The organism is Streptomyces sp. NBC_01808, assembly GCF_035917395.1.
Lineage (GTDB): Bacteria > Actinomycetota > Actinomycetes > Streptomycetales > Streptomycetaceae > Streptomyces.
Genome location: NZ_CP109072.1, coordinates 2,443,114 through 2,469,518 on the forward strand (window position 1 = coordinate 2,443,114; position 26,405 = coordinate 2,469,518).

Annotated in this window: 21 protein-coding genes; 9 read left to right on the forward strand and 12 right to left on the reverse strand. The window is 73.9% G+C overall.

The features are described from left to right. The first annotated feature begins 128 nt into the window (after positions 1–128). From OG946_RS10370 to OG946_RS10380, 3 genes are read left to right on the forward strand one after another with little or no spacing between them, the layout of a single operon-like run. A complete protein-coding gene (locus OG946_RS10370) occupies positions 129–2,168 on the forward strand; it encodes a PhoH family protein (protein ID WP_442814308.1) in 2,040 nt (679 codons plus the stop codon). A gap of 4 nt (positions 2,169–2,172) precedes the next feature. After that, complete coding sequence (gene ybeY / locus OG946_RS10375; protein ID WP_047015737.1) at positions 2,173–2,670, forward strand: rRNA maturation RNase YbeY; 498 nt, start codon at positions 2,173–2,175, stop codon at positions 2,668–2,670. Next, positions 2,667–3,983 (forward strand): hemolysin family protein, encoded by a 1,317-nt coding sequence (locus OG946_RS10380; protein WP_326795846.1) that lies wholly within the window; start codon positions 2,667–2,669, stop codon positions 3,981–3,983. The genes ybeY and OG946_RS10380 overlap by 4 nt, the downstream gene beginning before the upstream one ends. A 102-nt stretch (positions 3,984–4,085) precedes the next feature. Here OG946_RS10380 and OG946_RS10385 read toward each other — a convergent pair whose 3' ends face one another. Further along, complete coding sequence (locus tag OG946_RS10385; protein ID WP_326795847.1) at positions 4,086–5,522, reverse strand: hypothetical protein; 1,437 nt, start codon at positions 5,520–5,522, stop codon at positions 4,086–4,088. 77 nt (positions 5,523–5,599) lie between these two features. On the opposite strand from OG946_RS10385, the gene OG946_RS10390 reads away from it, so the two are divergent. Next, positions 5,600–5,962, forward strand: a complete 363-nt coding sequence (locus tag OG946_RS10390; protein WP_326795848.1) for a cytidine deaminase — start codon at positions 5,600–5,602, stop codon at positions 5,960–5,962. A gap of 259 nt (positions 5,963–6,221) precedes the next feature. On the opposite strand, the gene OG946_RS10395 is transcribed toward OG946_RS10390, so the two are convergent. From OG946_RS10395 to hrcA, 8 genes are all read right to left on the reverse strand, one after another. After that, positions 6,222–7,331 carry a carbohydrate kinase family protein gene (locus OG946_RS10395; protein ID WP_442814601.1) on the reverse strand — a complete coding sequence of 370 codons (1,110 nt, stop codon included), beginning with the start codon at positions 7,329–7,331 and terminating at the stop codon, positions 6,222–6,224. Between the two features lie 141 nt (positions 7,332–7,472). Further along, complete coding sequence (locus tag OG946_RS10400) at positions 7,473–8,378, reverse strand: ribonuclease Z (RefSeq protein WP_326795849.1); 906 nt, start codon at positions 8,376–8,378, stop codon at positions 7,473–7,475. Positions 8,379–8,394: 16 nt separating this feature from the next. Then, the gene (locus tag OG946_RS10405) at positions 8,395–8,754 is read right to left on the reverse strand and encodes a histidine triad nucleotide-binding protein (RefSeq protein WP_326795850.1); all 360 of its coding nucleotides are present in this window, start codon (positions 8,752–8,754) and stop codon (positions 8,395–8,397) included. 75 nt (positions 8,755–8,829) lie between these two features. After that, positions 8,830–12,165 carry a S41 family peptidase gene (locus OG946_RS10410; protein ID WP_326795851.1) on the reverse strand — a complete coding sequence of 1,112 codons (3,336 nt, stop codon included), beginning with the start codon at positions 12,163–12,165 and terminating at the stop codon, positions 8,830–8,832. A gap of 181 nt (positions 12,166–12,346) precedes the next feature. Next, positions 12,347–13,096: a 16S rRNA (uracil(1498)-N(3))-methyltransferase gene (locus OG946_RS10415; RefSeq protein ID WP_326795852.1), complete on the reverse strand. Its 750-nt coding sequence runs from the start codon at positions 13,094–13,096 to the stop codon at positions 12,347–12,349. Further along, complete coding sequence (locus OG946_RS10420) at positions 13,093–14,187, reverse strand: nitronate monooxygenase (protein ID WP_326795853.1); 1,095 nt, start codon at positions 14,185–14,187, stop codon at positions 13,093–13,095. The genes OG946_RS10415 and OG946_RS10420 overlap by 4 nt, the downstream gene beginning before the upstream one ends. Before the next feature lie 155 nt (positions 14,188–14,342). After that, on the reverse strand, positions 14,343–15,476 hold the full coding sequence (dnaJ, locus tag OG946_RS10425; protein WP_047015746.1) for a molecular chaperone DnaJ: 1,134 nt from the start codon (positions 15,474–15,476) through the stop codon (positions 14,343–14,345). Beyond that, positions 15,477–16,502, reverse strand: a complete 1,026-nt coding sequence (hrcA, locus tag OG946_RS10430) for a heat-inducible transcriptional repressor HrcA (protein WP_326795854.1) — start codon at positions 16,500–16,502, stop codon at positions 15,477–15,479. It abuts the gene before it with no gap. Positions 16,503–16,644: 142 nt separating this feature from the next. On the opposite strand from hrcA, the gene OG946_RS10435 reads away from it, so the two are divergent. The 4 genes from OG946_RS10435 to OG946_RS10450 all read left to right on the forward strand — a co-directional run bounded on the left by OG946_RS10435 (position 16,645) and on the right by OG946_RS10450 (position 20,092). Continuing rightward, the gene (locus OG946_RS10435) at positions 16,645–17,349 is read left to right on the forward strand and encodes an MBL fold metallo-hydrolase (RefSeq protein ID WP_326795855.1); all 705 of its coding nucleotides are present in this window, start codon (positions 16,645–16,647) and stop codon (positions 17,347–17,349) included. A 10-nt stretch (positions 17,350–17,359) separates the two neighbouring features. Then, positions 17,360–18,187, forward strand: a complete 828-nt coding sequence (locus OG946_RS10440; RefSeq protein WP_326795856.1) for a DUF3097 domain-containing protein — start codon at positions 17,360–17,362, stop codon at positions 18,185–18,187. 174 nt (positions 18,188–18,361) lie between these two features. Then, positions 18,362–19,582 carry a helix-turn-helix domain-containing protein gene (locus OG946_RS10445; RefSeq protein ID WP_326800203.1) on the forward strand — a complete coding sequence of 407 codons (1,221 nt, stop codon included), beginning with the start codon at positions 18,362–18,364 and terminating at the stop codon, positions 19,580–19,582. Between the two features lie 96 nt (positions 19,583–19,678). After that, positions 19,679–20,092, forward strand: coding sequence for a recombinase family protein (locus tag OG946_RS10450; protein WP_326795857.1), 414 nt, complete (start codon positions 19,679–19,681; stop codon positions 20,090–20,092). Between the two features lie 458 nt (positions 20,093–20,550). On the opposite strand, the gene OG946_RS10455 is transcribed toward OG946_RS10450, so the two are convergent. Further along, positions 20,551–21,465, reverse strand: a complete 915-nt coding sequence (locus OG946_RS10455) for an alpha/beta hydrolase (protein ID WP_326795858.1) — start codon at positions 21,463–21,465, stop codon at positions 20,551–20,553. Positions 21,466–21,573: 108 nt separating this feature from the next. Between OG946_RS10455 and OG946_RS10460 the strand changes: the two genes are divergently transcribed. After that, positions 21,574–21,990, forward strand: a complete 417-nt coding sequence (locus OG946_RS10460) for a MarR family winged helix-turn-helix transcriptional regulator (RefSeq protein ID WP_326795859.1) — start codon at positions 21,574–21,576, stop codon at positions 21,988–21,990. Between the two features lie 224 nt (positions 21,991–22,214). Here OG946_RS10460 and hemW read toward each other — a convergent pair whose 3' ends face one another. After that, positions 22,215–23,441 carry a radical SAM family heme chaperone HemW gene (gene hemW / locus OG946_RS10465; protein WP_326795860.1) on the reverse strand — a complete coding sequence of 409 codons (1,227 nt, stop codon included), beginning with the start codon at positions 23,439–23,441 and terminating at the stop codon, positions 22,215–22,217. 103 nt (positions 23,442–23,544) lie between these two features. After that, positions 23,545–25,920 (reverse strand): SpoIIE family protein phosphatase, encoded by a 2,376-nt coding sequence (locus OG946_RS10470; RefSeq protein WP_442814603.1) that lies wholly within the window; start codon positions 25,918–25,920, stop codon positions 23,545–23,547. Positions 25,921–26,405 lie beyond the last annotated feature (485 nt).

Below are 26,405 nucleotides of genomic sequence, written 5' to 3' on the forward strand. Positions count from 1 at the left end.
AGTTCCGCGAGCGAAGAAGTGGGATGAGATTCAGGCCCGAGGGCCGGCCCATGACACAGACACCCGTAAGCCGCACTCCCGAAGAGGGACAGGCCCGCGCCCACATCACCATCCCTGCGAAGCACCCCATGGTGACCGTGCTGGGCTCCGGAGACTCCCTCCTGCGGGTCATCGAGAAGGCGTTCCCCAGCACCGACATCCACGTGCGGGGCAACGAGGTCAGTGCCGTCGGCGCGTCCGAGGAAGTCACCCTCGTGCAGCGCCTCTTCGACGAGATGCTGCTCGTCCTGCGCACCGGAGCCCCCATGACGGAGGACGCGGTGGAGCGGACGATCGCCATGCTCAAATCCGACCGCGACGACGAGGCCGGCGGCCACCACGCCCCCTCCGAGGTCCTGACGCAGAACATCCTGTCCAACCGCGGCAAGACGATCCGCCCGAAGACGCTGAACCAGAAGCGCTACGTCGACGCCATCGACAAGCACACCATCGTCTTCGGCATCGGCCCCGCGGGCACCGGCAAGACGTACCTCGCCATGGCCAAGGCGGTCCAGGCCCTGCAGTCCAAGCAGGTCAACCGCATCATCCTGACCCGCCCCGCGGTCGAGGCCGGCGAGCGCCTCGGCTTCCTGCCGGGCACGCTGTACGAGAAGATCGACCCGTACCTGCGCCCGCTGTACGACGCGCTGCACGACATGCTGGACCCGGACTCGATCCCGCGCCTGATGGCCGCGGGCACGATCGAGGTCGCCCCCCTGGCATACATGAGGGGCCGTTCGCAGCCAATCTGGACAAATGTACTCACACCGGATGGCTGGCGCCCCATCGGCGACCTCCAGGTCGGTGACCTGGTGATCGGCTCGAACGGCGAGCCAACCCCGGTGCTGGGGGTGTATCCCCAGGGTGAGCGGGACATCTACCGCGTCACCGCGCAGGACGGCTCGTGGACGCTGTGCTGCGGCGAGCACCTGTGGACGGTCCGGACGGCCTCGGACAAGCGGCGCAACAAGCCCTGGCGGGTCCTGGAGACCCAGGAAATGATCGGCAATCTGCGCGCCGCGCACGCCCGCCGGTACGAGCTCCCGACGCTGACCGGACCGGCGCAGTTCCCGGCCCGCGAGGTGCCGATGGACCCGTACGCGCTGGGTCTGCTGCTGGGTGACGGCTGCATCACGGGTACCACCACGCCGGGCTTCACCACCGCCGATCCGGAGCTGGTCTCGGCCCTGGAACTGGCTCTGCCCGGCGTTAAGGTCCGGCGGAAAGGACCGACCGACTACGTCCTCAACCGCGAGAGCGCTCCCGGCGACGTCATCGCGCTGGCGAATCCTGTCACCAGGGACCTGCGCGCACTCGGCCTGCTCGGCTCACGCTCCGTCTCGAAGTTCATCCCGGACGACTACCTCTACAACACCCCCGAGGTCCGGCTGGCTCTGCTTCAGGGGCTGCTCGACAGCGACGGCGGACCGGTCACCCAGTCCGACCGGACCTGCCGCATTCAGTACACGACGGCGTCGATCCTGCTCCGTGACGACGTCATCGCCCTCGTGCAGTCGCTGGGCGGCGTCGCCTACATGCGTCGCCGGGCGGCCGGGGGCCGCAAGCCCGGGCGGGCACGGGGCCGCGATGTGCACCACCGTCGCGACGCGCACATCGTCGACATCCGCCTCCCCGAAGGCATCGAGCCCTTCCGGCTCGCGCGCAAGCGCGAGAAGTACCAGGCCGCCGGAGGCGGTGGCCGTCCGACGCGGTTCATCGACAGCATCGAGCCGGCGGGCCGCGAGGAGACCGTGTGCATCCAGGTGGCGGCGGAGGATTCGCTGTACGTCACGCAGGACTACTTGCTCACGCACAACACGCTCAATGACGCGTTCATCATCCTCGACGAGGCGCAGAACACGAATCCCGAGCAGATGAAGATGTTCCTGACCCGGCTCGGGTTCAACTCCAAAATCGTCGTCACCGGTGACGTCACGCAGGTCGACCTGCCGGGCGGGACGAAGAGCGGGCTGCGGCAGGTGCAGGGGATCCTGGACGGTGTGCAGGACGTGCACTTCTCCACGCTGACCAGCAAGGACGTCGTGCGGCACAAGCTGGTGAGCCGGATCGTCGAGGCGTACGACAAGTTCGACGTCAGGAACAGCGACGACAGGAACGGCAGGGCCTAGACCCGTGTCCGTCGAGGTCAACAACGAATCCGGGGTCGAGGCCGACGAGGAGGCCGTGCTCGGGGTCGCCCGGTACGCGCTGGCGCGGATGCGGATCCACCCGCTGTCCGAGCTGTCGGTGATCCTCGTCGACCCCGCCGCGATGGAGCAGTTGCACGTGCAGTGGATGGACGAGCCGGGGCCGACGGACGTGATGTCGTTCCCCATGGACGAGCTGCGCCCGCCCGCCAAGGACGACGAGGAGCCCGTGCAGGGGCTCCTCGGCGACATCGTGCTCTGTCCCGAGGTCGCCCGCCGGCAGGGTGCCGCGGCGCCGACCGGGCATTCCATGGACGAGGAGCTGCAGTTGCTCACGGTGCACGGGGTGCTGCACCTCCTCGGCTACGAGCACGAGGAGCCCGCGGAGAAGGCCGAGATGTTCGGTCTGCAGAAGGCGATCGTCGACGGCTGGCGCGCCGAGCGCGGCGTGACCGGTCCTTCGCCGGCGCCCACCGAGCGATGACCGCCCGGCTGATCGCCGCGGCGGTCCTGCTCGTGGGGGTCGGCTGGCTGGCGTCGTGCGCCGAGACGGCGCTGGCGCGGACGACGCGGATCGCCGCCGAGGACGCGGTACGGGCCGGGCGGCGCGGCTCCGCGAAGCTGCTGGCGGTGACGTCCGACCCGGTGCGCTATCTGAACGTGGCGCTGCTGGTGCGGGTCGGCTGCGAGATGGCTGCGGGCGCCCTCGTCACGTACGCCTCGCTGCGCCATTTCGACCGCACCTGGGAGGCGCTGACGGTCGCGATCGCCGCGATGGTCCTCGTCTCGTACGTCGCGATCGGCGTCTCGCCCCGCACCATCGGGCGCCAGCACCCGGTGGCGACCGCGACGGCCTCCGCGTACGTGCTGCTGCCGCTGGCCCGGATCATGGGCCCGGTGCCGCGGCTGCTGATCCTGCTGGGCAACGCGCTGACGCCGGGCAAGGGCTTCCGCCAGGGGCCGTTCGCCTCGGAGGCGGAACTGCGCGCGATGGTGGACCTGGCGGAGAAGGAGTCGCTGATCGAGGACGAGGAGCGGCGCATGGTCCACTCGGTCTTCGAACTCGGCGACACCCTGGTGCGCGAGGTGATGGTGCCGCGGACGGACGTGGTGACCATCGAGCGGTACAAGACGCTCCGGCAGGCGCTGACGCTCGCGCTGCGCTCCGGTTTCTCGCGGATCCCGGTGACGGGTGAGAGCGAGGACGACGTCGTCGGCGTCGTGTATCTGAAGGATCTGGCGCGCAAGGTGCACATCAGCCGGGAGGCCGAGTCGGAGCTGGTGTCGACGGCGATGCGGCCGGCGGCGTTCGTGCCGGACACGAAGAAGGCCGCGGACATGCTGCGGGAGATGCAGCAGCAGCGGATCCACGTGGCGGTCGTCATCGACGAGTACGGGTCGACGGCGGGCATCGTGACGATCGAGGACATCCTGGAGGAGATCGTCGGCGAGATCACCGACGAGTACGACCGGGAGCTGCCGCCGGCGGCGGAGCTGGGCGAGGGCCGCTTCCGGGTCACGGCCCGGCTGGACATCGGCGACCTGGGCGAGCTGTACGACCTGGAGCTGGACGACGAGGACGTGGAGACCGTCGGCGGGCTGCTGGCCAAGCAGTTGGGGCGGGTGCCGATCGCGGGGGCGACGGCGGAGGTCGACGTCACGCACGACGGTTCCGACCCGGGGCTGCGGGCGCTGCGGCTGACGGCGGAGTCGCCGGCCGGGCGGCGGAACAAGATCGTGACGGTGCTGGTGGAGCCGGTGCGGGAGGTGCCGGTGGAGCAGGACGAAGGGGCGTAGCCCCCTCCCCCGCGCCGCCTCCTTACGTGCGCCTCCGCGGCACCCGGCACGGCCATCGCGGCCGGCACGGCCATCGCGGCCGGCACGGCCGGCGGTGTGCGATCAGTGGAAGGGACCGGTGGCTTCCAGGCGCGCCAGCCGCGCCCGCCAGCGGGCGGCGTTCTCCTCCTGCCCGTACGCGGACTCGCAAGCGGCCTGGGCACGACAGGCGTACACGGCCAGCTCGGGGAGGTGTTCGCGTGCCACGTCGACGATCGCCTCGATGCCGTCGTCCCACGCCGGGTTGACGATCTTGTCGACCAGGGCGGTCCCCCTCTCCACGGCCAGCTCCACCGGGCGGGCCGAACCGCTGGCCAACGCGTGCAGGAATGGCCCGCTGTTGAGCCCCTCATCGGCCAGATCCGCCAGCCGGCGGGCCGTGTCGGTATGGCCGGCGCGAGCGTGCACGAAGGCCAGGTCCATCGCGAACTGGCCCATCCACGTTCCCGCCAGGTCTCCTTCGAGGCTTCCCCCCGAGACCTCGTCGGCCCGGTCGAAGGCCCCTTCGCAGAGGGCCAGCGCGAAGGCGGCCACCCGGGCAGAACCGTCGTCGTAGATCCTGCGCAGCTCCGCCGCCGCCCGTGACAGGTCACCTGCCTGTGCGAGGCGGTACCCGTACTCGGCCGGGCTCTCCATACCCGCCCGCCGGCGTGCTTCGGCGATGACCGAAGCGCCGCCCAGGAAAACGCCGCCTATGGAGCAGTCGCCCCGGGAGACCGCCTGCGCGTAGGCTGCCCGCGCTTCCTCCTCGTGCCCCTCCGCGTGGAGCCGGAGGGCCAGTTCCAGGGGTGCGTCCGCACCCTGGTCCTGTGCGGCGTACTGGTCCTGCCCGGTCAGCAGGGCATCGAGGTGCAGACGCGCCTCCACTTTGGCGTACGGGTCGCCGTGTTCGAGTTCGATCGCGTGGCGGAACGCGGCGGCGGCCCCCTCGGGGTCGTCGTCCCACAGCACCCACCCGAGCCGCACCGATGCCTCGGCCTGCGCGATCGGCCCCCATGCGCGGGTGCCCCAGCACTGGCCGGCCCGGAGCGTCTGCGTCCAGCGCGGGTCGGTGGGCCAGACGTCGTACTCCGCCTGGACGAGGCGTTCCTCCAGCGGGCCGTGCTCGCCGGGGCGGTAGCGGCCGTTGAACGTCCCCGCGTAGTACAGGTGGTCAAGGGTGTCGTAGGCGTTGCGGTAGTACTCGGCCAGCGCGTCGTCGACAGGATGATGGCGCACGGCTACGCGCTCGACGCGTGCGACGAACCGGTGCGCGTTGGCGCGGACGAACGCGGCGTCCAGCAACTGCGCCTCACCGACCTCCCCGGCCAACGGCCCCCGGGGCCGGCCGGCGTCGCCGTCCGCCGCTTCCCGCAGCACCTGCAGGAAGAACCCCGGGTCGGACGGCAGCAGCATGGTCCGGTCCCACCACGGCTCATGGTGCACGAGCAGCACCCGCAGGCGCACCGGGCCTCCCGAGGCATCCGCGTGTACGACGTGAATCCGGTACGTGTTGTCCATGCCGCCACCCTGACAGGCGCCTACGACAACGCAGGCGGTGGAGGCGGCCCGTTGAGCGGCCGCCGTACGGGGTTCGTATGCTCGCCGGTATGAACGAGAGCAGCTCGCTGGACCCGGAAGACCGCAAGATCGTCACGCTGGCCCGGAGTACGCGTGCGCGCAACGCCGTGCCGGAGGGCGCGGCGGTACGGGACGAGACCGGCCGCACCTACGTCGCGGGCACCGTGGCGCTGGACTCGCTGCGGCTGACCGCGCTGCAGACCGCCGTGGCGATGGCCGTCGCCAGCGGCGCCACCTCGCTGGAGGCGGCGGCGGTCGTCACCGAGGCCGAGGGTCCCGCGGACGCGGACCTCGCGGCCGTCCGCGACCTCGGCGGTCCGGGCACCCCGGTCCTGCTGGCCGCCCCGGACGGTGAGGTACGCAGCACGACCCGGGCCTGAGGGGAACCGGGAGCCCGCCGGCGTGCGGGGGCGTCCGCAGGACCGCTGCCCGCGGGCTTTCTGCGGGCCCCGGCGGCAGGGACGACCGCAGCGGCGCAGCGCACGGCCCCGACCCGTACGACCGGCGTCCCCGGCGTGGGGATTGGGACCGCCACGCTCTCCCGAGCGCCCGGCCGCACCCGGCCCCGCCACGCAGCCCCGGCGGCCGCGCGCAGCGCGGCCCGCACGACCGCGCACGACGGGACCCGGAACCGGCCCCCTACGGGGCGTCCCGCTCCGGGCGGAAACCGATCGTCGGGACCGCCCGGCGCAGCGGCCAGTGGCGGGGGGCGCACGGCGTGATGCCGTCCAGGAACGCGTAGCGGGCGAGGGCCTGGGGATCCTGCTCCTCGACCGTGCGTATCTGCTCCCACCACGCCGCCACCTCCGTCCAGCCCGGGGCCGACTGGGAGCCGCCGAACTCCTGCACCGACAGCGCCGCCGTCAGCCCCGCGAGCGCCAGCCGGTCGGGCAGCGGGTAGCCCGCGAGCGACGTGGTGACGAAGCCGGCGACGAAGACGTCCCCGGCGCCGGTGGTGTCCAGGGCCGCCACCGATATCGCCGGGACCTCGGCGCTCTCGCCCGTACGCCCGTCGACCGCGTACGCCCCCTCGGCGCCCATCGTGACGACCACCAGCGGCACGTGCTCCGCGAGCGCGTGCGCCGCCGCGCGCGGCGAGGCCGTGCCGGTGTAGCGCATGGCCTCCACCGCGTTCGGCAGGAACGCCTCGCAGTGCGCCAGCTCCGGTATCTCCGCCAGGTCCCAGCGCCCGGTGTCGTCCCAGCCGACGTCGGCGAAGACGCGGCTGCCGTGCAGCGCGGCCCGCTCGATCCACGGCTGCCGGCGGCCGGGGTCGAGGGACGCGACGCAGGCGCGGCTCGGCGGCGGGCAGCGCGGAGGCTCGTCGGGCGGCGGCGCCTCGTGGCCGTGGGAGACCATGGTGCGCTCGCCGTCGTACGCCAGGGAGACGGTGACCGGCGAGTGCCAGCCGCGGCAGGTGCGGGACAGGGACACGTCGACGCCCTCGCCGGCCAGGGCCTCCTGGCAGTGGTCGCCGTACACGTCGTCGCCGAAGGCTGCCGACAGCGACGTCCGCAGGCCGAGGCGGGCCAGGGCCGTCGCCATGTTGGCCACCCCGCCGGGGCTGGAGCCCATGCCCCGGGCCCAGGACTCCGTGCCGCGGACGGGGGCGCTGTCCAGGCCGGTGAAGACGATGTCCAGGAAGACGGTCCCCGTCAGGTAGACGTCGATGGCCGGGTCGCCGGGGCCGCGCACGTGCGTGAGCGGGTCCACGCCCGCCACTGCCGATGCGGCCGTCACGGCGGACACGGCTGAAGCGGACGGGTGGGTGGTCACGTGAGCGCCTCCTTCCACACCGGGCCTCCGCACCGAGAACGGAACACTTGTCCGACTGTTTTCAGTCTGCCTCAGCCCACTGACAACGGCCCTCCGCGCCCGTCCCCGCCGCCCTCAGCGCCGCCCCGGCACCGCCACCCTGCCCAGGTCCGTCGCCACCGTCAGCGGCCCCGCGTACCCCGCCTCGCGCGCCTCCCGCGCGAAGTCCGCCGGGTCCGGATAGCGCTGCGAGAAGTGCGTCAGCACCAGGTGCCGTACGCCCGCCGCGATCGCCACCCCCGCCGCCTGGGCCGCCGTCAGATGCCCGTACTCGATGGCCAGCCCGGTCTCCGCGCCCAGGAACGTCGACTCGATGACCAGCAGGTCCGCCTCCTCCGCCAGCGCGTACACCCCCTCGCACAGACCGGTGTCCATGATGAAGGCGACCCGCTGCCCCCGGCGCGGCGCCGAGACCTCCTCCAGCCGGACGCCCCGCAGCACGCCCTCGCGCTGGAGGCGCGAGATGTCGGGCCCCGCGATGCCCGCGCGCGCGAGCAGCTCGGGGAGCATCCGGCGGCCGTCGGGCTCGACGAGGCGGTAGCCGTACGCGTCCACGGGGTGGTGCAGCCGGCGGGCCTGAAGGGTGTACGCGGGCGTGGTGGCGATCACGCCGTCGCCCTCGACGGGCCCCGCCTCGATGCGCGCGGTCTCCCGGTACGCGCTCGCGTACCGCAGCCGCTCGAAGAAGTGCCCCCCGCTGGCCGGGAAGTGCACGGTCACGGGGTGCGGGACGCGGTCCAGGTTGATGCGCTGGATGACGCCGGGCAGGCCGAGGCAGTGGTCGCCGTGGAAGTGGGTGACGCAGACGCGGGTCAGCCCGTACGCGGCCACGCCGGCGCGCAGCATCTGGCGCTGGGTGCCCTCGCCGGGGTCGAAGAGGATCGCGTCGCCGTCCCAGCGCAGCACGTAGCCGTTGTGGTTGCGCTGGCGGGTGGGGACCTGGCTGGCGGTGCCGAGGACGACGAGTTCGCGGGCGGCCACGTGCGGGCGGCCCGCGCTACCCGGGCGGCCAGTTCAGGCCGCGGCCGCCGAGCACGTGGGCGTGCGTGTGGAAGACGGTCTGGCCGGCGCCCGCGCCGGTGTTGAACACGACGCGGTAGCCGGTGACGTCGATCTTGTCCTCGATCGCCACCTCGGCGGTCTCGCGCAGCACGTCCGCGAGGAGCTGCGGCTCTGCGGCGGCGAGGGCGGCGGCGTCCGGGTAGTGGGCCTTGGGGATGACGAGGACGTGCGTGGGCGCCTGCGGGTTGATGTCGCGGAAGGCGATCGTCGTCGCGGTCTCGCGGACGACGGTCGCGGGCACCTCGCCCGCGGTGATCTTGCAGAACAGGCAGTCTGCCTGCGGCTCCCCGGCCATGTTCCCGGCCTCCTTCGTACGAGTCGGGCGGTACGGGCCGCATGGTACCCCGCGGCCCGTACCCGTGCCCTGCCGCTACTCCCCCGCCGGGGACTCCGAGGACGCCGGGTCCGAGGACGCCGCCTCCGGCGCGTCCCGTACCGCACCCGGCACCTCCGGCGGCACCGCCGCCGGGCTGCGCTCCAGTTCCTCCAGCGCGAGCCGCACCGCCGTCTCCAACTGCGGGTCGCGCCCCTGCGCCCAGTCCTCCGGCGTGAGCTGCACGTCCACGTCCGGCTCCACGCCGTGGTTCTCCACGCCCCAGCCGGGTCCTTCCAGCCAGATGGCGTACTTCGGCTGCGTCACCAGCGTGCCGTCGACCAGCCGGTAGCGGCTGTCGATGCCGACGACCCCGCCCCAGGTGCGCCGCCCGACGAGCGGCCCGATGCCCAGCGCCCGGATCGCGGCGCTGACGATGTCGCCGTCCGAGCCGGAGAACTCGTTGGCCACCGCGACCACGGGACCGCGCGGCGCGTCCATCGGATAGCTGACGGGCCGGAGCCCGCGGCCCGCGTCCCAGCCGACGACGCGCCGCGCCAGCTTCTCCACGACGAGCTGCGAGGTGTGCCCGCCGCGGTTGTCGCGGACGTCGACCACCAGGCCCTCGTGGGCGACTTCGACGCGCAGGTCGCGGTGGAGCTGTGCCCAGCCGGGGCCCTGCATGTCGGGTACGTGGAGGTAGCCGAGGCGGCCGCCGGAGGCTTCGCGCACGTACGCGCGCCGTCCCGCGACCCACGTGTGGTACCGGAGCGGTTCCTCGTCGGCGGTGGGGACGATCACCGCGTAGCGCACGTCGCCGCCGTCGGCGGGCAGCACGCTCAGCTCGACGGGCTTGCCCGCCGAGCCCACCAGCAGCGGCGCGGGCCCGGCCTGCGGGTCGACGGGCCGGCCGTCGACGGCGACGATCGCGTCGCCGGGGCGGACCGCGGCGCCTGGCGCGGCCAGCGGGGAGCGGGCGTGCGGGTCGGAGGTCTCGGACGGCAGTATCCGCTCGACGCGCCAACTGCCGTCGTCCCCGCGGGTGATGTCGGCTCCGAGGAGCCCCTGCCGCCGCTCCGGGGCGCCCGCGGGAGCCCCGCCGCCCGGGGGGATGACATACGCGTGGGACGTACCCAGCTCGCCCTGCACCTCCCACAGCAGGTCGACCAGGTCGTCGTGGGTGGCGACGCGCTCCAGCAGCGGCCGGTAGCGCTCCAGCACGCCGTCCCAGTCGACGCCGCCGAGGTCGGCGCGCCAGAAGTGGTCGCGCATCAGCCGGCCGGCCTCGGCGTACATCTGCCGCCACTCCGCGGCCGGGTCGAGCAACTGCCGTACGCGCGTGAGGTCGACGGTGACGTTGTCCCCGTCGCCGTCGTCGAGGTGGCTGGCCTTGCGGTCGGCGGGGACGACCTTCAGCTTGCCTTCGGTGCGCAGCAGGATCCGGGTGCCGTCGCCGGTGACGGTGAAGCCCTCGGCGTCGTCGGCGAGTTCCTCGACGCGCTGCTTGCCGAGGTCGTAGCGCTCCAGCCGGCTGGTGGGCCCGTCGTCCTCGGGGCCCGCGGCGTCGGTGCCGAGGACGCCGCGCAGCGGGTGGACGAGCCACAGCAGGCCGCCCTCCGCGGCGCGCAGCGTCGAGTAGCGGGCGGCCTCGACGGGGAAGGGCAGGATGCGGTCGGCGAGTCCTTCGAGGTCGATGCGGGTGACCGGCGGGGTGTCGCCGGAGCCGGAGCCGGAGCCGGAGCCGGCGTCGTCGCCGTCGTCGGAGGTGCCGCGCTCGGGGGGCCGGCCGTGGCGCTGCGGGCCGAACGGCGAGGGCGTCTCGGCGGCCAGCGTGATCAGGTGGGGGCGGCAGGCGTACGGGAACGACAGGTCGAAGACGTGGCTGTCGTAGACCGGGTCGAAGGCCCGCTCGGAGAGGAACGCCAGGTGCTTGCCGTCCGCGGTGAACGCCGGGGAGTAGTCGCGGAAGCGCAGCGGCGTCGCCTCGGCGACGGCCAGCCCGTCGGTGGTCGCGAGGCGCAACTGCCGCAGCGCGCCGGGGCCGGGGTGGGACCAGGCCAGCCAGGCGGAGTCGGGGGAGAACACCAGCCCGCCGGCGTCGCCGTACGCACTGGTGTCGACCTCGCGTACGTCGCCGGAGGCGCGTTCGACGAGGAGCACCCGGCCGTCGTGCGAGGCGACGGCGACGCGGCTGCCGTCCGGCGCGACGGCCAGCCCGGTGACCCGGCCGAGGCGCCCGGCGGCGACGCGGCGGGGCGTGGCGCCGGCGTCGCGGCCGGCGGCGGGGGTGAACTCCAGCGCGTCCTCGCCCTCGGCGTCGGTGACGAACACGACGTGCTCGGCGCCCTCGGCGCGGAAGACCCGCGGCATCCGGGCCCGTACGCCGGGCTCGGATGCCAGCGCGCGGGCGGGGCCCTCGCGGTGGGTCACCCAGTGCAGGGTGCCGCGGATCTCGACGGCGCTGCCGCGGCCGGTGTGGTCGGGGCGGGCGGTGCCGAGGTTGTGGCGGGCGCGCAGCGGGCGGGGGCGCAGGTCGGTGCGCTGGCCGCCGAGGCGGATGTCGAGGCGGCGGGGCTCGGTGCCCTCGTCGAGTCCTTCGAGGAGCCAGAGTTCGCCGGCGCTGGCGTAGACGACGCGGGTGCCGTCGGTGGCGGCGTGGCGGGCGTAGAAGCCGCCGAGGGGGGTGTGGCGGCGCAGCGCGGCGTACGCGTCGGGGGCGTCGGTGTCGGCGGAGTACAGCGCGCCGGTGCCCTCGTGGTCGGAGAGGAACGCCAGCCGCCCGCCGGCCCACAGCGGGTACTCGGCGTTGCCGAGGACGGCGTCCAGCTCGGCGGGGCGGGTGAACTCCGCGTCGGGCGCGGTGCGCAGCCACAGCCGGCCCGCGGTGCCGCCGCGGTAGCGCTTCCAGTACGCCGCCTCCCGGCCCATGCCCGTGGTGAGCAGCGCGACGCGGCCCTCGGGCCCGTACGCGACGTTGCCGACGGGTCCGAACGGCAGCGTGTGCGCGGGGCCGCCGTCGGGCGGCACGGCGCGGGCCCAGGTGCGGCGCAGCGAGTACTGGCCGTGGGTGGTCAGCGCCAGCACGTCGCCGTCTGGCGTCCAGCCGCGTACGGAGGTCTTGCCGCTGCCCCAGTACGTCAGGCGGACGGGCGCGCCGCCGTCGACGGGCGCGGTGAGGACCTCGGGGGCGCCGTCGCGGGTGGAGGTCCAGGCGACGCGGGTTCCGTCGGGGGCTATGCGCGGATGGTCCACCGGCATGTTGTCGGCGCTCACCCGCCAGGCCCGGCCGCCGTCGAGGGGCGCGGCCCAGACGTCGTCCTCCGCCGTGAAGGTGATCAAGTCGCCGTGCAGGTGCGGGAATCGCAGGTAAGCAGGCTGAGTCACGTCGATCATCCCATCATGCGGAAGCAGTACTCACCACCGCTTTGCGGTGCGGTGTGACCTTCGTCCTGTACCCGCCCCGTCCCGGGGCGGAACGAATCGGGACGTAATTGTGAACACCTTGGGAAAACCCCCTGTTTCCCGCGCGCGGAAGGTCGGGATCCGGGCGCACGGAACCTCTCGCTCCGCTTGTTCAGGACCACCGCCCGGTCGCGGCGAGCACCACCGCACCCGCCGCCGTGCCCGCCGTGGAGGTGCGCAGCACGCTCGGCCCCAGCCGGTACGCCCCCGCGCCCGCGCCCTCGAACGCGGCCAGCTCCTCCGGCGCGACCCCGCCCTCCGGGCCGACCACGAGCACGATCTCGCCCTCCTCCGGCAGCGTGGCGGCGGCCAGCGGCGCGGCGCCCTCCTCGTGCAGCACGGCCGTGAACGCCGCGCCCGCGAGCAGCGGCAGCAGCTCCTTCGTCGAGTGCAGTCCGGCGACCTCGGGGAAGCGCAGCCGGCGGGCCTGCTTGCCCGCCTCGCGGGCGGTGGCGCGCCACTTGGCCAGGGACTTCCGCCCGCGCTCCGCGCGCCACTGGGTCACGCAGCGGGCCGCCGCCCACGGCACCACCGCGTCCACGCCGGTCTCGGTCATGGTCTCGACGGCCAGCTCGCCCCGGTCGCCCTTCGGCAGCGCCTGCACGACAGTCAGCCGCGGGCGCGGCACCGGCTCCTCGCGCACCTCGGCGCAGGTCACCAGCAGCCGGTCGCGGTCCTCCGCGCCGGCCACGGTGCCGTACGCGCCGCGCCCCGCGCCGTCGGTGAGCACGACGTCCTCGCCGGCCCGCAGCCGCCGTACGGACACCGCGTGCCGCCCCTCGGGCCCGGTCAGCGCCAGCACCGCGCCGGGGCGGGCGGCGTCCAGCACGGCGGGCTCGGCGACGAACACCGGGGCGGTCACAGCAGGCCGCCCGAGGCGTCGCCGGTGGGCTTCGTCGTGCCGCTGAGCGCGTCGGCCAGCTCCCGGGCCAGCACCTCCACCAGCTCCGCGGCGGGCAGTTCCCGCGCCAGTCGGTAGCCCTGGCCCGCCCACAGCGCCATGCCCTGCGGGTCCCCGACGCGGGCGGCGGCGGCGCGCAGCGGGGAGGTCAGGTGGTGGACCTGGGGGTAGGCGGCGGGGGCGTACGGGCCGTGCTCGCGTACGAACCGGTTGACCAGCCCGCGCGCGGGGCGGCCGGAGAAGGCGCGGGTCAGCTCCGTACGCGTGAACACCCCCCCGGTGACGGCCCGCTTGTGCAGCGCGTTGGCGCCGGACTCGGGGCAGACCAGGAACGCGGTGCCGAGCTGCGCGGCGGCGGCGCCCGCGGAGAGCACCGCGGCGATCTGCCCGCCGCGCATCAGCCCGCCGGCGGCGATCACGGGCACATCGACGGCCTCCAGCACCTCGGCGAGCAGCGTGAGCAGCCCGCGGCCCACGTAGTCGTCCCGCGGATCGTTGCGGAAGCCGCCCTGGTGGCCGCCGGCCTCGACGCCCTGCACGCACACGGCATCGGCCCCGGCGGCCTGCGCGCGGCGCGCCTCGACGACGTTGGTGACGGTGACGACGGTGTACGTCCCGGCGCGGGCGAAGGCGTCGAGCACGGCCGCCTTGGGGCAGCCGAAGGTGAACGACACCAGCGCCACCGGCTCGTCCAGGAGTATCGCCACCTTGGCGTCGAAGGCGTCGTCCGTGCCGGCCTCGGCGTCCCCCAGCGCCGTGCCGTACCACTCGGCCTCGCCGGCCAACTGCTCCGCGTACGCCTCGATCTGGGCGGGGTCGGGCGGCGAGGGGGGCTGGGGCATGAACAGGTTGACGCCGAAGGGCCGGTCGGTGACGGCCCGCAGTTGGCGGATCTCCTCGTACATCGCCTCGGGCGTCTTGTACCCGGCGGCGAGGAACGCCAGGCCGCCGCCCTCCAGCACCCCGGCGGCGAGCTGCGGGCAGGATGCGCCACCGGCCATGGGCGCCTGCACGATCGGGAAGGTGAACAGATCGTTCAGCTCGGTGGGCATGGCTCAATCCTGTCATGCAGGTCGGACGCCGGCGGCCCGCGCCGGATCATGGAATCCGCGCGTCTTCACGCACCTGGGGACGGCTGGCGTCCCACCCGCAACACCCGTCGCACGGGCCGCACGGCGGCGGCCCGGCGAGGTCCCCGGCCGGGGAGCTAGCGGCCGCTCCAGGCGTCCTTCAGCCGCGAGAACAGCCCCTGCTGGCCCGGTTTGAACTGGCCCTGCGGGCGCTCCTCGCCGCGCAACTGGGCGAGTTGGCGAAGGAGCCGCTCCTGCTCCGGATCCAGCTTCTGCGGCGTCTCGACCTCCACGTGCACGACCAGGTCGCCCCGGCCGCCGCCGCGCAGATGCGTGACACCGCGCTGGTGCAGCGGAATCGACTGCCCCGACTGCGTACCGGGACGGATGTCGACCTCTTCCAGGCCGTCGAGCGTCTCCAGATTGACCTTCGTGCCCAGCGAGGCCGCCGTCATCGGGATCGTCACCGTGCAGTGCAGGTCGTCGCCGCGGCGCTGGAAGATCGGGTGCGGCAGCTCGCGGATCTCCACGTACAGGTCGCCCGCGGGGCCGCCGCCCGGGCCGACCTCGCCCTCGCCGGCGTGCTGGATGCGGGTGCCGGTGTCGACGCCTGCGGGGATCTTGACCGTGAGCGTACGCCGCGAGCGCACCCGGCCGTCGCCCGCGCACTCGGGGCACGGCGTGGGCACGACCGTGCCGAAGCCCTGGCACTGGGGACAGGGCCTGGAGGTCATGACCTGGCCGAGGAAGGACCGGGTGACCTGCGAGACCTCGCCGCGGCCGCGGCACATGTCGCACGTCTGCGCCGACGTGCCGGGCGCCGCGCCCTCGCCGTTGCAGGTGCCGCAGACCACCGCGGTGTCGACCTGGATCTCCTTGGTTGCGCCGAACGCCGCCTCCTCCAGCTCGATTTCGAGCCGGATCATGGCGTCCTGGCCGCGGCGGGTGCGCGAGCGCGGCCCGCGCTGGCCCGCCTGGCCGAAGAAGGCGTCCATGATGTCGGAGAGGTTGCCGAAGCCGCCGGCGCCGAAGCCGCCGGCCGCGGCGCCGTTCTGCGACAGGGGGTCGCCGCCGAGGTCGTAGATCTGCTTCTTCTGCGGATCCGACAGCACCTCGTAGGCGGCGTTGATCTCCTTGAACCGCTCCTGGGTCTTCGGATCGGGGTTCACGTCCGGATGCAGCTCGCGGGCGAGTCTGCGGAACGCCTTCTTGATCTCCTCCTGCGACGCGTCACGTCCGACGCCGAGGACCGCGTAGTAGTCCGTAGCCAACTATGACTCCGCCAGGATCTGTCCGACGTACCGTGCCACTGCGCGTACCGCTCCCATCGTTCCGGGGTAGTCCATGCGGGTAGGTCCGACCACGCCGAGCTTGGCGACGGCTTCACCGGTGTCGCCGCCTGAACCGTATCCGACGGAGACGACCGAGGTGGAGGTGAGCCCCTCGTGGTCGTTTTCATGGCCGATACGCACCATCACGCCCGGTTCCTTCGCCTCCCCGAGCAGCCGCAGGAGCACCACCTGCTCCTCCAGCGCCTCCAGCACCGGCCGGATGGTGAGCGGGAAGTCGTGGTCGAAGCGGGTGAGGTTGGCGGTGCCGCCGATCATCAGCCGCTCCTCCGTCTCCTCCACCAGCGTCTCCAGCAGCACCGACAGCACGGTCTGCACCGTGCCGCGGTCGTCCGCGGGGAAGGGCTCCGCCAGGTCGGCGACCAGCCGCGGCACGTCGGCGAACCGGCGGCCGACGACGCGGCTGTTGAGCCGGGCGCGCAGGTCGGCGAGGGAGTCCTCGCTGAACGGCGCCGGGCAGTCGATCATGCGCTGCTCGACCCGGCCGGTGTCGGTGATGAGCACGAGCATCACGCGCGCGGGGGCGAGTTGGAGCAGCTCGACGTGGCGCACGGTCGAGCGGGTCAGCGACGGGTACTGCACCACCGCCACCTGCCGCGTCAACTGCGCCAGCAGCCGCACCGTGCGCCCGACGACGTCGTCGAGGTCGACGGCGCCGGACAGGAAGTTCTGGATCGCCCGCCGCTCGGCCGTGCTCAGCGGCTTGACGTCGGCGAGCTTGTCGACGAACAGCCGGTACCCCTTGTCGGTGGGGATACGGCCGGCGCTGGTGTGCGGCTGGGCGATGAACCCCTCGTCCTCCAGGGCGGCCATGTCGTTACGCACCGTGGCCGGGGAGACACCCAGGTGATGCCGCTCGGTGAGCGCCTTGGAGCCGACCGGCTCCTCCGTGCCCACGTAGTCCTGGACGATGGCGCGCAGCACTTCGAGCCGGCGCTCGCTGAGCATGCTGCCCACCTCCGTACTCGGGGTCCCGTCCGGTCGTTCCGCCGCTGGCACTCGACGGCGGGGAGTGCCAGGGTTCCGGGCCAGTGTACGGCCGGGTAGGGCAGCCCGGGCAAGGCGGCCTGTCAGGTTATAGCGTCGGGGTATGGGTGGCGGTTGGGAAGAGCTCGCCCCGGACGTCCTGCGGCGCCGGCTGCCCCGCTGGGACGCGACGGCGGGCGCGGTGGGCGGGGCGGAAGGCGTGCTGCTCGTGGACACGGGCGCCTCGCTGCGGGAGGGCGCGGAGCTGCGGCGGGCCGTACGGGACCGCTTCGGCCGTCCCGTGACCCGTATCGCGCTCACGCATCCGCACTTCGACCACGTGCTCGGCACCGCCGCCTTCGCCGGCGCCGAGGTCTACGGCCCGGCGGGCATGGCCGCGCACCTGCGCGGCGCCGGCGCGGACGAGCTGCGCGCGGACGCCGTACGCCACGGGCTGAACCGCGACGCGGCGGCGGAGGCCGTCGACGTCCTGGTCGCCCCGCGGCACGCGGTCTCCGGCACGTACCCGCTGGACCTCGGGGGCGGCCGGGAAGTGCTGCTGGCCGAGCTGGGCGCGGCGCACTCGTCGCACGACATGGCGGTCTACGTCCCGGGCCGCCCGGCCGTCGTCTTCTGCGGCGACCTGGTCGAGGAGTCGGGCCCCCCGCAGGCGGGCCGGGACGCGGACCCGGCCCGCTGGCCGGCGGCGCTGGACCGGCTGCTGGAGCTGGGCGGTTCCGGGGCGGTGTACGTGCCGGGGCACGGGGCGGCGGTCGGGGCGGACTTCGTACGGGCCCAACGCGACGAGCTGGCGCGGCGCTTGTCGTAATCTCACTTCCGTGCGCCGCTACGACACCGACCTCACGCCCCCCTGGAAGAAGCCGCAGCAGCCCGCCCCCGAGGTGCCGGCGGAGCCGGACCTCGTGGTGGAGGAGGTGGCGACGGGCTTCTGCGGCGCGGTCATCCGCACGGAGAAGACCGCGGAGGGCCCGACGGTGACCCTGGAGGACCGCTTCGGCAAGCACCGGGTGTTCCCGCTGACGCCGCGGGGCTTCATGATCGACGGCAGGGTGGTGACGCTCGTACGTCCGGGCCGCCCCGCGTCGTCCTCGGGCCCTCTCCTGTCCGCCTCCGGCTCGATCGCGGTCCGCGACCACACCGCGCGCGTGGCCCGCGCCGGCCGCATCTACGTCGAGGGCCGCCACGACGCGGAGCTGGTGGAGCGCGTCTGGGGCCACGACCTGCGGGTCGAGGGCGTGGTGGTCGAGTACCTGGAGGGCGTGGACGACCTCCCGTCGGTGGTCGAGTCCTTCGCTCCCGGCCCGGACGCCCGGCTGGGAGTCCTGGTGGACCACCTGGTACCGGGCACGAAGGAGTGGCGCATCGCGGAGTCGGTGACGAGCACCCACGCGCTGGTGGTGGGTCACCCGTACGTGGACATCTGGGAGGCGGTCAAGCCCGCGTCGGTGGGCATCGCAGCGTGGCCGAGGATCCCGCGGGGCGAGGACTGGAAATTGGGCGTCTGCCGGGAACTGGGCTGGCCCCCGGACACGGGCGCGGCGTGGCGCCGCATCCTGGACTCGGTACGGACGTACCGCGACCTGGAACCGGCGCTGCTGGGCCGGGTGGAGGAACTGATCGACTTCGTCACGGCGCCGGGTTCCTGAGGGGTTCCGAGGCGAGGCCAGGCCCGCAGCGGCCGGCGTTTCCTCACGCTCTCTGTAACACACTGTTTGCGGTCGACCGCACACAGAACCGGCCCCGCCTCCTACCCTGGCAGTGGCGAGCCGCAGAGAAGAGGTAAGGCTGTGACGTCATCAGACGGTGCCACCGACCCGCTCATGGAACCACTCGCGTTCGGCCAGCGGATGCAGATCCTTCGCGAACGTCGCGGTATGAGCCGTCCCGTCATGGGCGGGCTGCTCGGCAAGTCGCCGTCGTGGGTGAAGCAAGTGGAGACCGGAAAGCTCCAGTTGCCGAAGCTGCCCATGATCCTGCGGATCGCCGAGTTGCTGCGCGTCCGCGATCTCGCCGACCTCACCGGCGACCAGTCCATGAGCGTCGAGATGTTCATCGGCCCGGGACACGCCAGGCTCCCCGCGGTCCGCGACGCCATCAACCGCTTCCCGCTGCCCGGCGACCGAGAGGCCCCGGGCCTCCCGCACCTGCGGGCCCGCCTCGACCATGCGTGGAGCGCCCGTCATTCCGCCCCCGACCACCGGGACGTCATCGGCGCGCTGCTGCCCGACCTGATCCTGGACGCGCACCTGGCCACGCGGCAGGCCGAGACCGCCGCTGAACGCCGCCGCGCGCAGTCGCTGCTCGCCGAGACGTACGCGCTGGCGCAGTTCTTCCTCGCCTACCAGCCCGACAGCTCGCTGCTCTGGCGCGTCGCCGACCGCGGCATGGTCGCCGCCCAGGAGAGCGAAGACCCGCACGCCATCGGCACCGCCGCCTGGCTGCTCGCCCAGGCCCACCGCGACGCCGGTCCGCGGGACTTCGACGCCGCCGACGACGTCAACCGCGCGGCCATCGACTACCTCCGCCCGCTGCTGCCCGCCGCCGACGACCGCGTGCTGGCCATCGCCGGTGCGCTCGACTTCGAGATGGGCTACACCGCCGCCCGCCGGGGCGCATCCGGCACGGCGTGGGCGCACTGGGACGACGCACGCGCCAAGGCCGGACGGCTCCCGGCCGGCTACTACCACCCCGTCACCAGTTTCGGGGCGGCCATCATGGGCCCGCACGCGGTCACGGTGGCCGTGGAGCTGCACGCCGGAGGCGAGTCGGTACGGCAGGCCGCACGGACTGACGCGACCGTCATCCCCAGCCAACCGCGCCGGGCCCGGCACCGCATCGAGGAGGCGCGCGGCTACCAGCTCAACGGCCAGCCCGAGGTCGCCCTGGCGACGCTGGAGAAGGCCAACGCCGCGGCGCCAGAGACGATCCGCTACAACGGGTACGCCCGCCGGATCATCCTCGAAGAGTCCGAGGCCAAGAGCCCGAGGCGCAGGCGGCGCGCAGCCGCACTCGCGACGAAGGTCGGGCTCCTGGCCGCGTAACGAACGGGCATGCGAGGGGCAGGATTTCTGCCCCTGCCTCACTCCAGACGCTCCTACGGTCGGTGACGACCTGATCACCGACGACAGGCGAGCGTGATGGAGAAACCCGACACCCACCCACCCCGGCCCACGCTGGCGTTCATCTACGACCGGCACGCCACACTGACGACCGCGGCCCTGGACGAGCGCATAGCGCGTTGCAGGCGGTATGCCGCCGAGCAGGGCTGGGTGGTGGCCGGGGAGTGGGTGGACCGCGGGGACCAGGCGCTGTGCGCCTGGCAGCGGGCGCAGTGGCAGATGCTCACCTACACCATGCGCCAGGCCGCCGGCCCCGCGGTGTGCCTCGTGGACACGTGGGACCGCATCAGTTGGGACCGGGCCGACAGGGCGATCCTCCGCCTGGCAGTGCACCGGGCAGGGGGCCACTGCGTCACCACGGCGGGCGAGAGCGACCTGGAACCGGGCCACGGGCGGATCGCCGCCGCGCGTTTACGGAGGGGCCGGTCGTGAGCACCAAGCGCCCTACGTCCATGGCCGATCCGGTCTACCTGCCCGACGTGTTCCCTCCCCCGGACGCCGCCCCTGCCCCCGGCTGCGGCCGGTGCGCCAAGCTCGCAGAGGGCCGGACCGCGGCGCGCGCGGAAGGCGACCTGTCGGCCGTCAGCGACGCCAACGTCCTCATCCGCCGGCAATCCCCACTGAACCCCCGGCTCCTGGCCGCCGGGGGCAGACCGCGGTCACGAGGCGGCCCCGGGGCGGGCGACGGTACTCACGACCGGCCGGGGAGCGCCCCGCCCGCCGTATGGGTCCGGCGGGCGGGGCGCGTACCACCGCCGCCCCCGGCCCACGGCACCCTCGGCGGAGAAATCCGGCCGTAACCCGCGGTCGCACCCCCTGATCCGGCCCGAATCGGCTCCTGAGGGCCGAGTTTTTCCCCACGACGCGCGCCGCTCGTCCGGCTGGATGCCTTACAGGTTGTTGACGTAGAAGTCGGTGAGCCGGTCGACGGCGGCGTCGACGTACTCGGGCTCGTCGTACATCTCGTAGTGGCCGGCGCCGTCGATCACCATGAGGTCGACCGGGTTGGGGGCCAGCTTCCACAGCTCCATGCCCGCCTCGTAGGAGCCGGTGTTGCCGATGCGTCCGGCGAGGATGACCTGGAGTGGCTGGGTCATGAGCTGGTCGACCAGGTGGAATGCGTCGTAGCCCAGCAGGAGGGAGTCGCCGCGTGAGAGGCGGCGGTTGGTGGAGTGCTCGTTGCCGCCGCGCTCGGTGCGGTAGTAGGTGAGGGCCTGGGTGGTGTCGATGTCGGTCAGACCGGCTGCTGCGGCGTCCTCCAGGGTGTCGGGCAGCCAGTTCACGCGGGTGAGCCCGCCCGAGCGGGACTCTTCGGTGCGCGCGTCGGCGAGGGCGTCGAGTGCGGCGGCCGGGCCGTCGGGCTGGAAGCTGCGGAACGAGGTGCCCATGTTGCCGGGGACGACCGTGCCGACCGCTTTGATGCGGTGGTCGGTGCGGGCGGTGTGTACCGCGTATCCGCCGCCGGCGCAGATGCCGAGGACGCCGATGCGCTGCGGGTCGACGCCGGGGGTCGTGAGGAGCGTGTCGATGGCGTAGGAGATGTCCTCACCGCGGCGGTACGGGTCTTCCAGGTCACGTGGCTCGCCGCCGCTCTGCCCTTGGTGGGCCGGGTCGAAGACGAGCGCTGCGATGCCGTGGGCGGCGAGGCGGGACGCATAGTTGGCGCCGATCTGCTCCTTCACGCTGCTGCCGGGTGTGGAGAGCACGACGGTGCGCAGCGGCGCGGCGCTGTCGGCGTTGTCGGGCAGGTGGAGGTCGGCCGCGAGCTCGATCGGTCCGCGCGGGATCGTGAGGTGCTGAAGCATGGAGGGCGCCCTTCGCGAGGTTATTGTTCCATAGATGTCCAGTACAAAACCGCTACTGGTACAGCTTGGAACTAATACAGAATCGTACCACTTGGATGAGGGGCTCGCATGGCAGTCGACGGGGCAGAGCTGTGGACGCTGAACCAGCGGCTGCTGAGTGTCGTGATGGATGCCTGCACGGACGAGCTGGCGGATCTCGGGCTGGAGACGAAGGAGTTCTTCGTCCTGGCGGAGGTGGCCGCGTCGCCGTACCCAGCGGAGATCGCGGCGGCACTGCTGCTGCCCAAAGCGAGCGTGACGGTCTACGTCCGCAACCTCGTCGCCAAGGGGTTCATCCGGCGCGAGATCGACGACGCGGACCTGCGGCGTCACCGGCTCGTACTGACCCCCGAGGGCGCAGAGGCACGGGACCGCGCACTCGCAGCCCTCGCGGCGGAGTACGACCGCAGGCTGGCGAGGATCACTCCTCAGGACCGTAGCGAGCTGCAGCGCATCCTTCAGGAGATGCTCGCCTCGCCCGCATGAGGCCAGGACCACCGACCCGCGAACCTAGCGGTCACAGCACTGGGGGCTGGATCCGGGACCCGCGATGTCACAGCAGGCGCATACCCTTGGGTGGGTGTGCGGGGATCGTCGGACGCCACCCCGAAACTGCCCCAGCACCCGGCCCTGAGCGGGTCCGGTGGCGCAGCCTCGGGGTCTCGGGGGCGGGGCCCTTGAGTTTCGGGAAGGGCGGGGTCGGGGAACCCTCAGTCCACCAGGTCCCGGACCACCGCGTCCGCCAGCAAGCGGCCCCTCAGCGTGAGCACCAAGCGCCCCGCCTCGTAAGGACCGCCCTCCAGCAGCCCGTCCCCCACCGCCCGGGCCGCCGCAGCCGCCCCCGCCGGGCGCAGCAGCGACACCGGGCAGCCCGCCGACAGCCTCAGCTCCAGCAGGATCCGTTCCACCCTGCGGTCCTCCTCCGTCAGCACCTCCCGGCCCGCCGCCGGCGACCGGCCCGCCGCCAGCGCGGACGCGTACGGCGCCGGGTGCTTGACGTTCCACCACCGCACCCCGCCCACCTGGCTGTGCGCCCCCGGGCCCGCGCCCCACCAGTCCGCGCCCGTCCAGTACAGCTCGTTGTGCCGGCACCGGGCGCCCGCGCCGCCCCCCGCGGCCGCCCAGTTCGACACCTCGTACCACTCCATCCCCGCCGCCGACAGCGCCTCCTCCGCGATCAGGTACCTGTCCGCGTGTACGTCGTCGTCCGTCGGCGGCACCTCCCCCCGCCGGATCCGCCGCGCCAGTTGCGTGCCCTCCTCCACGATCAGCGCGTACGCCGACACATGGTCAGGACCCGCCTCCAGTGCCGCCGCCAGCGACGCCCGCCAGTCGTCGTCCGTCTCCCCCGGCGTGCCGTAGATCAGGTCCAGGTTCACGTGCGCGAACCCCGCCGCCCGCGCCTCCGCCACGCACGCCTCCGGGCGCCCCGGGGTGTGCGTACGGTCCAGCACCCGCAGCACGTGCTCCCGCGCGCTCTGCATCCCGAACGAGATCCGGTTGAACCCGGCCTCCCGCAGCTCCGCCAGATACGCCGGATCGACCGACTCCGGATTGGCCTCCGTCGTCACCTCCGCGTCCGCCGCGAGGCCGAACTCCGAGCGGATCGCCGCCAGCATCCGCCCCAGGTCCGCCGCCGGCAGCAGCGTGGGCGTACCGCCGCCGAAGAACACCGTCTCGACCTCGCGCGGATCGTCGCCGAGCACCTTGCGGGCCAGGCGGACCTCCTCGGCGAAGGTGGCGGCGTAGTCGTCGCGCGAGGTGCCGCGCAGTTCGGAGGCGGTGTACGTGTTGAAGTCGCAGTAGCCGCAGCGGGTCGCGCAGTACGGGACGTGGGCGTAGAAGCCGAGGGGGCGGCCGGCGGCCCCGGCCAGCGCCTCGGCGGGCAGGGCCCCGTCCTCGGGCGCGGGCTCGCCATCGGGCAGTACGGAGGGCATACGCCCCATTGTCCCCCGGGCCGCCGGAAGTCCCGGACTCCCCGGTCACCGGCCCCCGGTCACCGGCCCCCGGCGCAGCCCGGATCCCGGCTCCAGCCCCGCCTCAGTACCCGCCCGGCTCCGTCCCCCGCGCCTGGAGCACCATCATCGCCAGGTCGTCCCGCGGCGGCACCGGCGCGAAGTCGTGCACCGCCGTCCTGATCCGCTCCGCCACCGCCGCCGCGCCCAGCCCCGTGCAGCACGACAGGGCCTCCGCCAGCCCGTCCTCGTCATCGAACAGCCGGTCCCCGTACCGCCGCTCCGTCACGCCGTCCGTCACGCACAGCAGCGTGTCGCCGGGCTCCAGGTCGAACGACTGGCTGTAGTACTCCGCGTCGTCCAGCACCCCCAGCAGCAACTGCGAGTCCGCCGCCGCCCGCACCCCGCCGTCGCTGCGCAGCAGCAGCGGCAGCGGGTGGCCGGCGCTGGCCACGGTGCAGCGGACGCCGCCGCGGTCGTGCTCGTACGGCACCAGCTCCCCGTACAGCAGCGACAGGAACCGCGCCTGCTCCGGCGGCAGCCCGAACGCCGTGGCCGCCTCGACGGCCTCGAAGGCGTGCTCCACGAGGGTGCGGTTCAGGCCGGCGAGCACGTCCGCGACGCCGTAGCCCTCGCGCGCCAGCAGCCGCAGCACCGGCCGCGCGAGGCCCGTGACGACCGCCGCCTCCGGGCCCTGGCCGCAAACGTCGCCGAGGGCGAAGCACCAGCGGTCGCTGCCGCTGGGGAAGAGGTCGTAGAAGTCGCCGCCCGCGGCGGCGCCCTCGGCCGGCTCGTAGACGACGGCGGTGTCCATGGCCGGCATCTCCGCGATGCCGCTGGGCAGCAGGCCGCGCTGGAGCACCTCGCTGATGGTCACCTGGCGCGTGTACTGGCGGGCGGCGGAGACGGCGTGCGCGACGCGGCGCGCGAAGTCCGTGACGACGGCGACGACGTCGCCGCCGATCCGGGCGACGCCGGCGCGGCCGAAGAGCAGCGTGCCGACCCGCCGGCCGCCGGCGACCAGCGGGCAGGCCAGCGCGGGGCCGCCGAGCCCGTAGCCGGCGTCTCCGGGGCCGCGGGCGACGCCGCCGCTGCCGCCGGGCCACGAGACCGGTACGGGGCGGGCGTCGGGCGGCGGCAGCGGGCACTGCTCCAGGGCGCGGCGGAGCGGGGAGATCCGCTCCTCGGCGGCGTGCCAGACCTGCGCGAGGCGGGGCTCGGCGCCGTCGGCGCCTTCGAGCCAGACGGCGCTCCAGTCGGCGAGCCGGGGTACGAGGAGCTGGGTGGCCAGCGAGGCGACCATGTCCTCGTCGAACTGCCCGGCGAGCATGTCGGAGGTCTCGGCGAGGAACGAGAAGGCGCCGACGCCGGCCCAGGGGCCGCCGCCGCGCAGTTCGGGGTCGGTGGCGCTGCGCGGGGTGTGCGCGGTGGCCTGGCTGGGCAGGCGGAGCGCGGCGGTGTCGGCGGCGTGCGGGTCGGCGAGGTCGTCGTCGGCGAGGTCGTGCGCCCCGCGGACGGTGTCGCCGCCGGAGCCGTCCGCGTGGTGCGGTACGCCCCGGCCGTGGGCCGCGTCGCCGCGAACGGCGCCCGCGCCGTACGCGCCCGCCTCGTCCTGCGCCGCGCCCGTCTCCCGGCCCGGTGCCGCGACGGCCGGGTCGTCGTCGGCCGGCTCGTCCGCGACCTCGCGCAGCGGGCCCATCCGGAACCAGACGGTCTTCTCGCTGCGCCGGTGCTCCACGCCCCAGGCGTCGGCAAGCGCGGCGACGAGCTGCAGCCCGTAGCCGTACGACTCCTCGGGCGCCGGCAGCGGCATCACCCGGGCCGCGTGCCGGTCGGTGACCTCCACCAGCAGCGTCGGCTCCGCGGCCGGGCCGCCGGCGTCGGCGCCGTCGCGCGCGAGACCGGCGGCGGTGGCGTCCTCGGTGACGAGCCGGCAGCGGACCCGTACGTCGGTGCCGGCGTGCACCACGGCGTTCGTGACCAGCTCGCTGGTCAGCAGCTCGGCGTCGTCGACCTCGGGCCCTGCACGGCCGGCGAGCAGCTCGCGTACGAACCGGCGGGCGGCTGCGGCGGCGGGCATTCCGGCGGCGAGGGTCAGGGCGACGTCGGTCACGCCCTCCGGACCCGGGGCGGCGTCCGCGTCCGCATTCTCGCCGGTGTCCTCCGCGCCGCTGCCCGCGGAGCCTTCCGCCCCGGCGTCTGCGCCGTCTTCCCCCGAGCCGTCACCGCCGTCGTCACCGCCGTCGTCCCCACCGTCGTCCCCGCCGTCGTCCGCGGCCTCGCCGTCCGCGTCGCCCCGGGCCGTACGGTGCGCTCTGCGGGCGCCGCCGCGGGACTCCCCGCCGGATGCCGGCACGTCGTCCGCGCCGTCCGTACCGTCCGCGTCGTCGGCACCTTCCGTGCCGCCTCCGCCGTCCCCGCCGTCCGGCTCCGCGGGCTCTCTTCGCACGACCGACACCACGGTGGATCGACGTACGGCCTGCACTGCGAAGGTCGTCCCCACTGTCCTCTCCCGGCCCAATCCCGGCATACGGGCATTCCCCGCGTACCAGGGTGACAGACTGAGCTCGCCCAGATGCACCAAGTGACACAACTGGTGACCGGATATGGCCCATCCGACCCCCGCCACACCCCCCGGACTACCCCCTCCGGCCACCCCCGCCCGGCCCTTCCCACGGGCCCCCGGCGACCCGCTGCCGCACCGGCCGTAACGGCGAAGACACAGCTCACCGCGGTGGACACGCGTGCGTACGAGACCTCCGCGCCTCCGGGAGCAGCCCTCTCACCACCCCGCCGCGGGGGCCGCGGCCACTGTCAACGGGATCGCGTGCGTCGCACGTTCGAGGGGCGCGACCGGCGACGCACACGCCGCCCGCACACCCCTGAACGCCCTTCCCGTTCCCCGCGTACGACAACAGACGCACCCCCGCGGACCGGCCGCAAGCG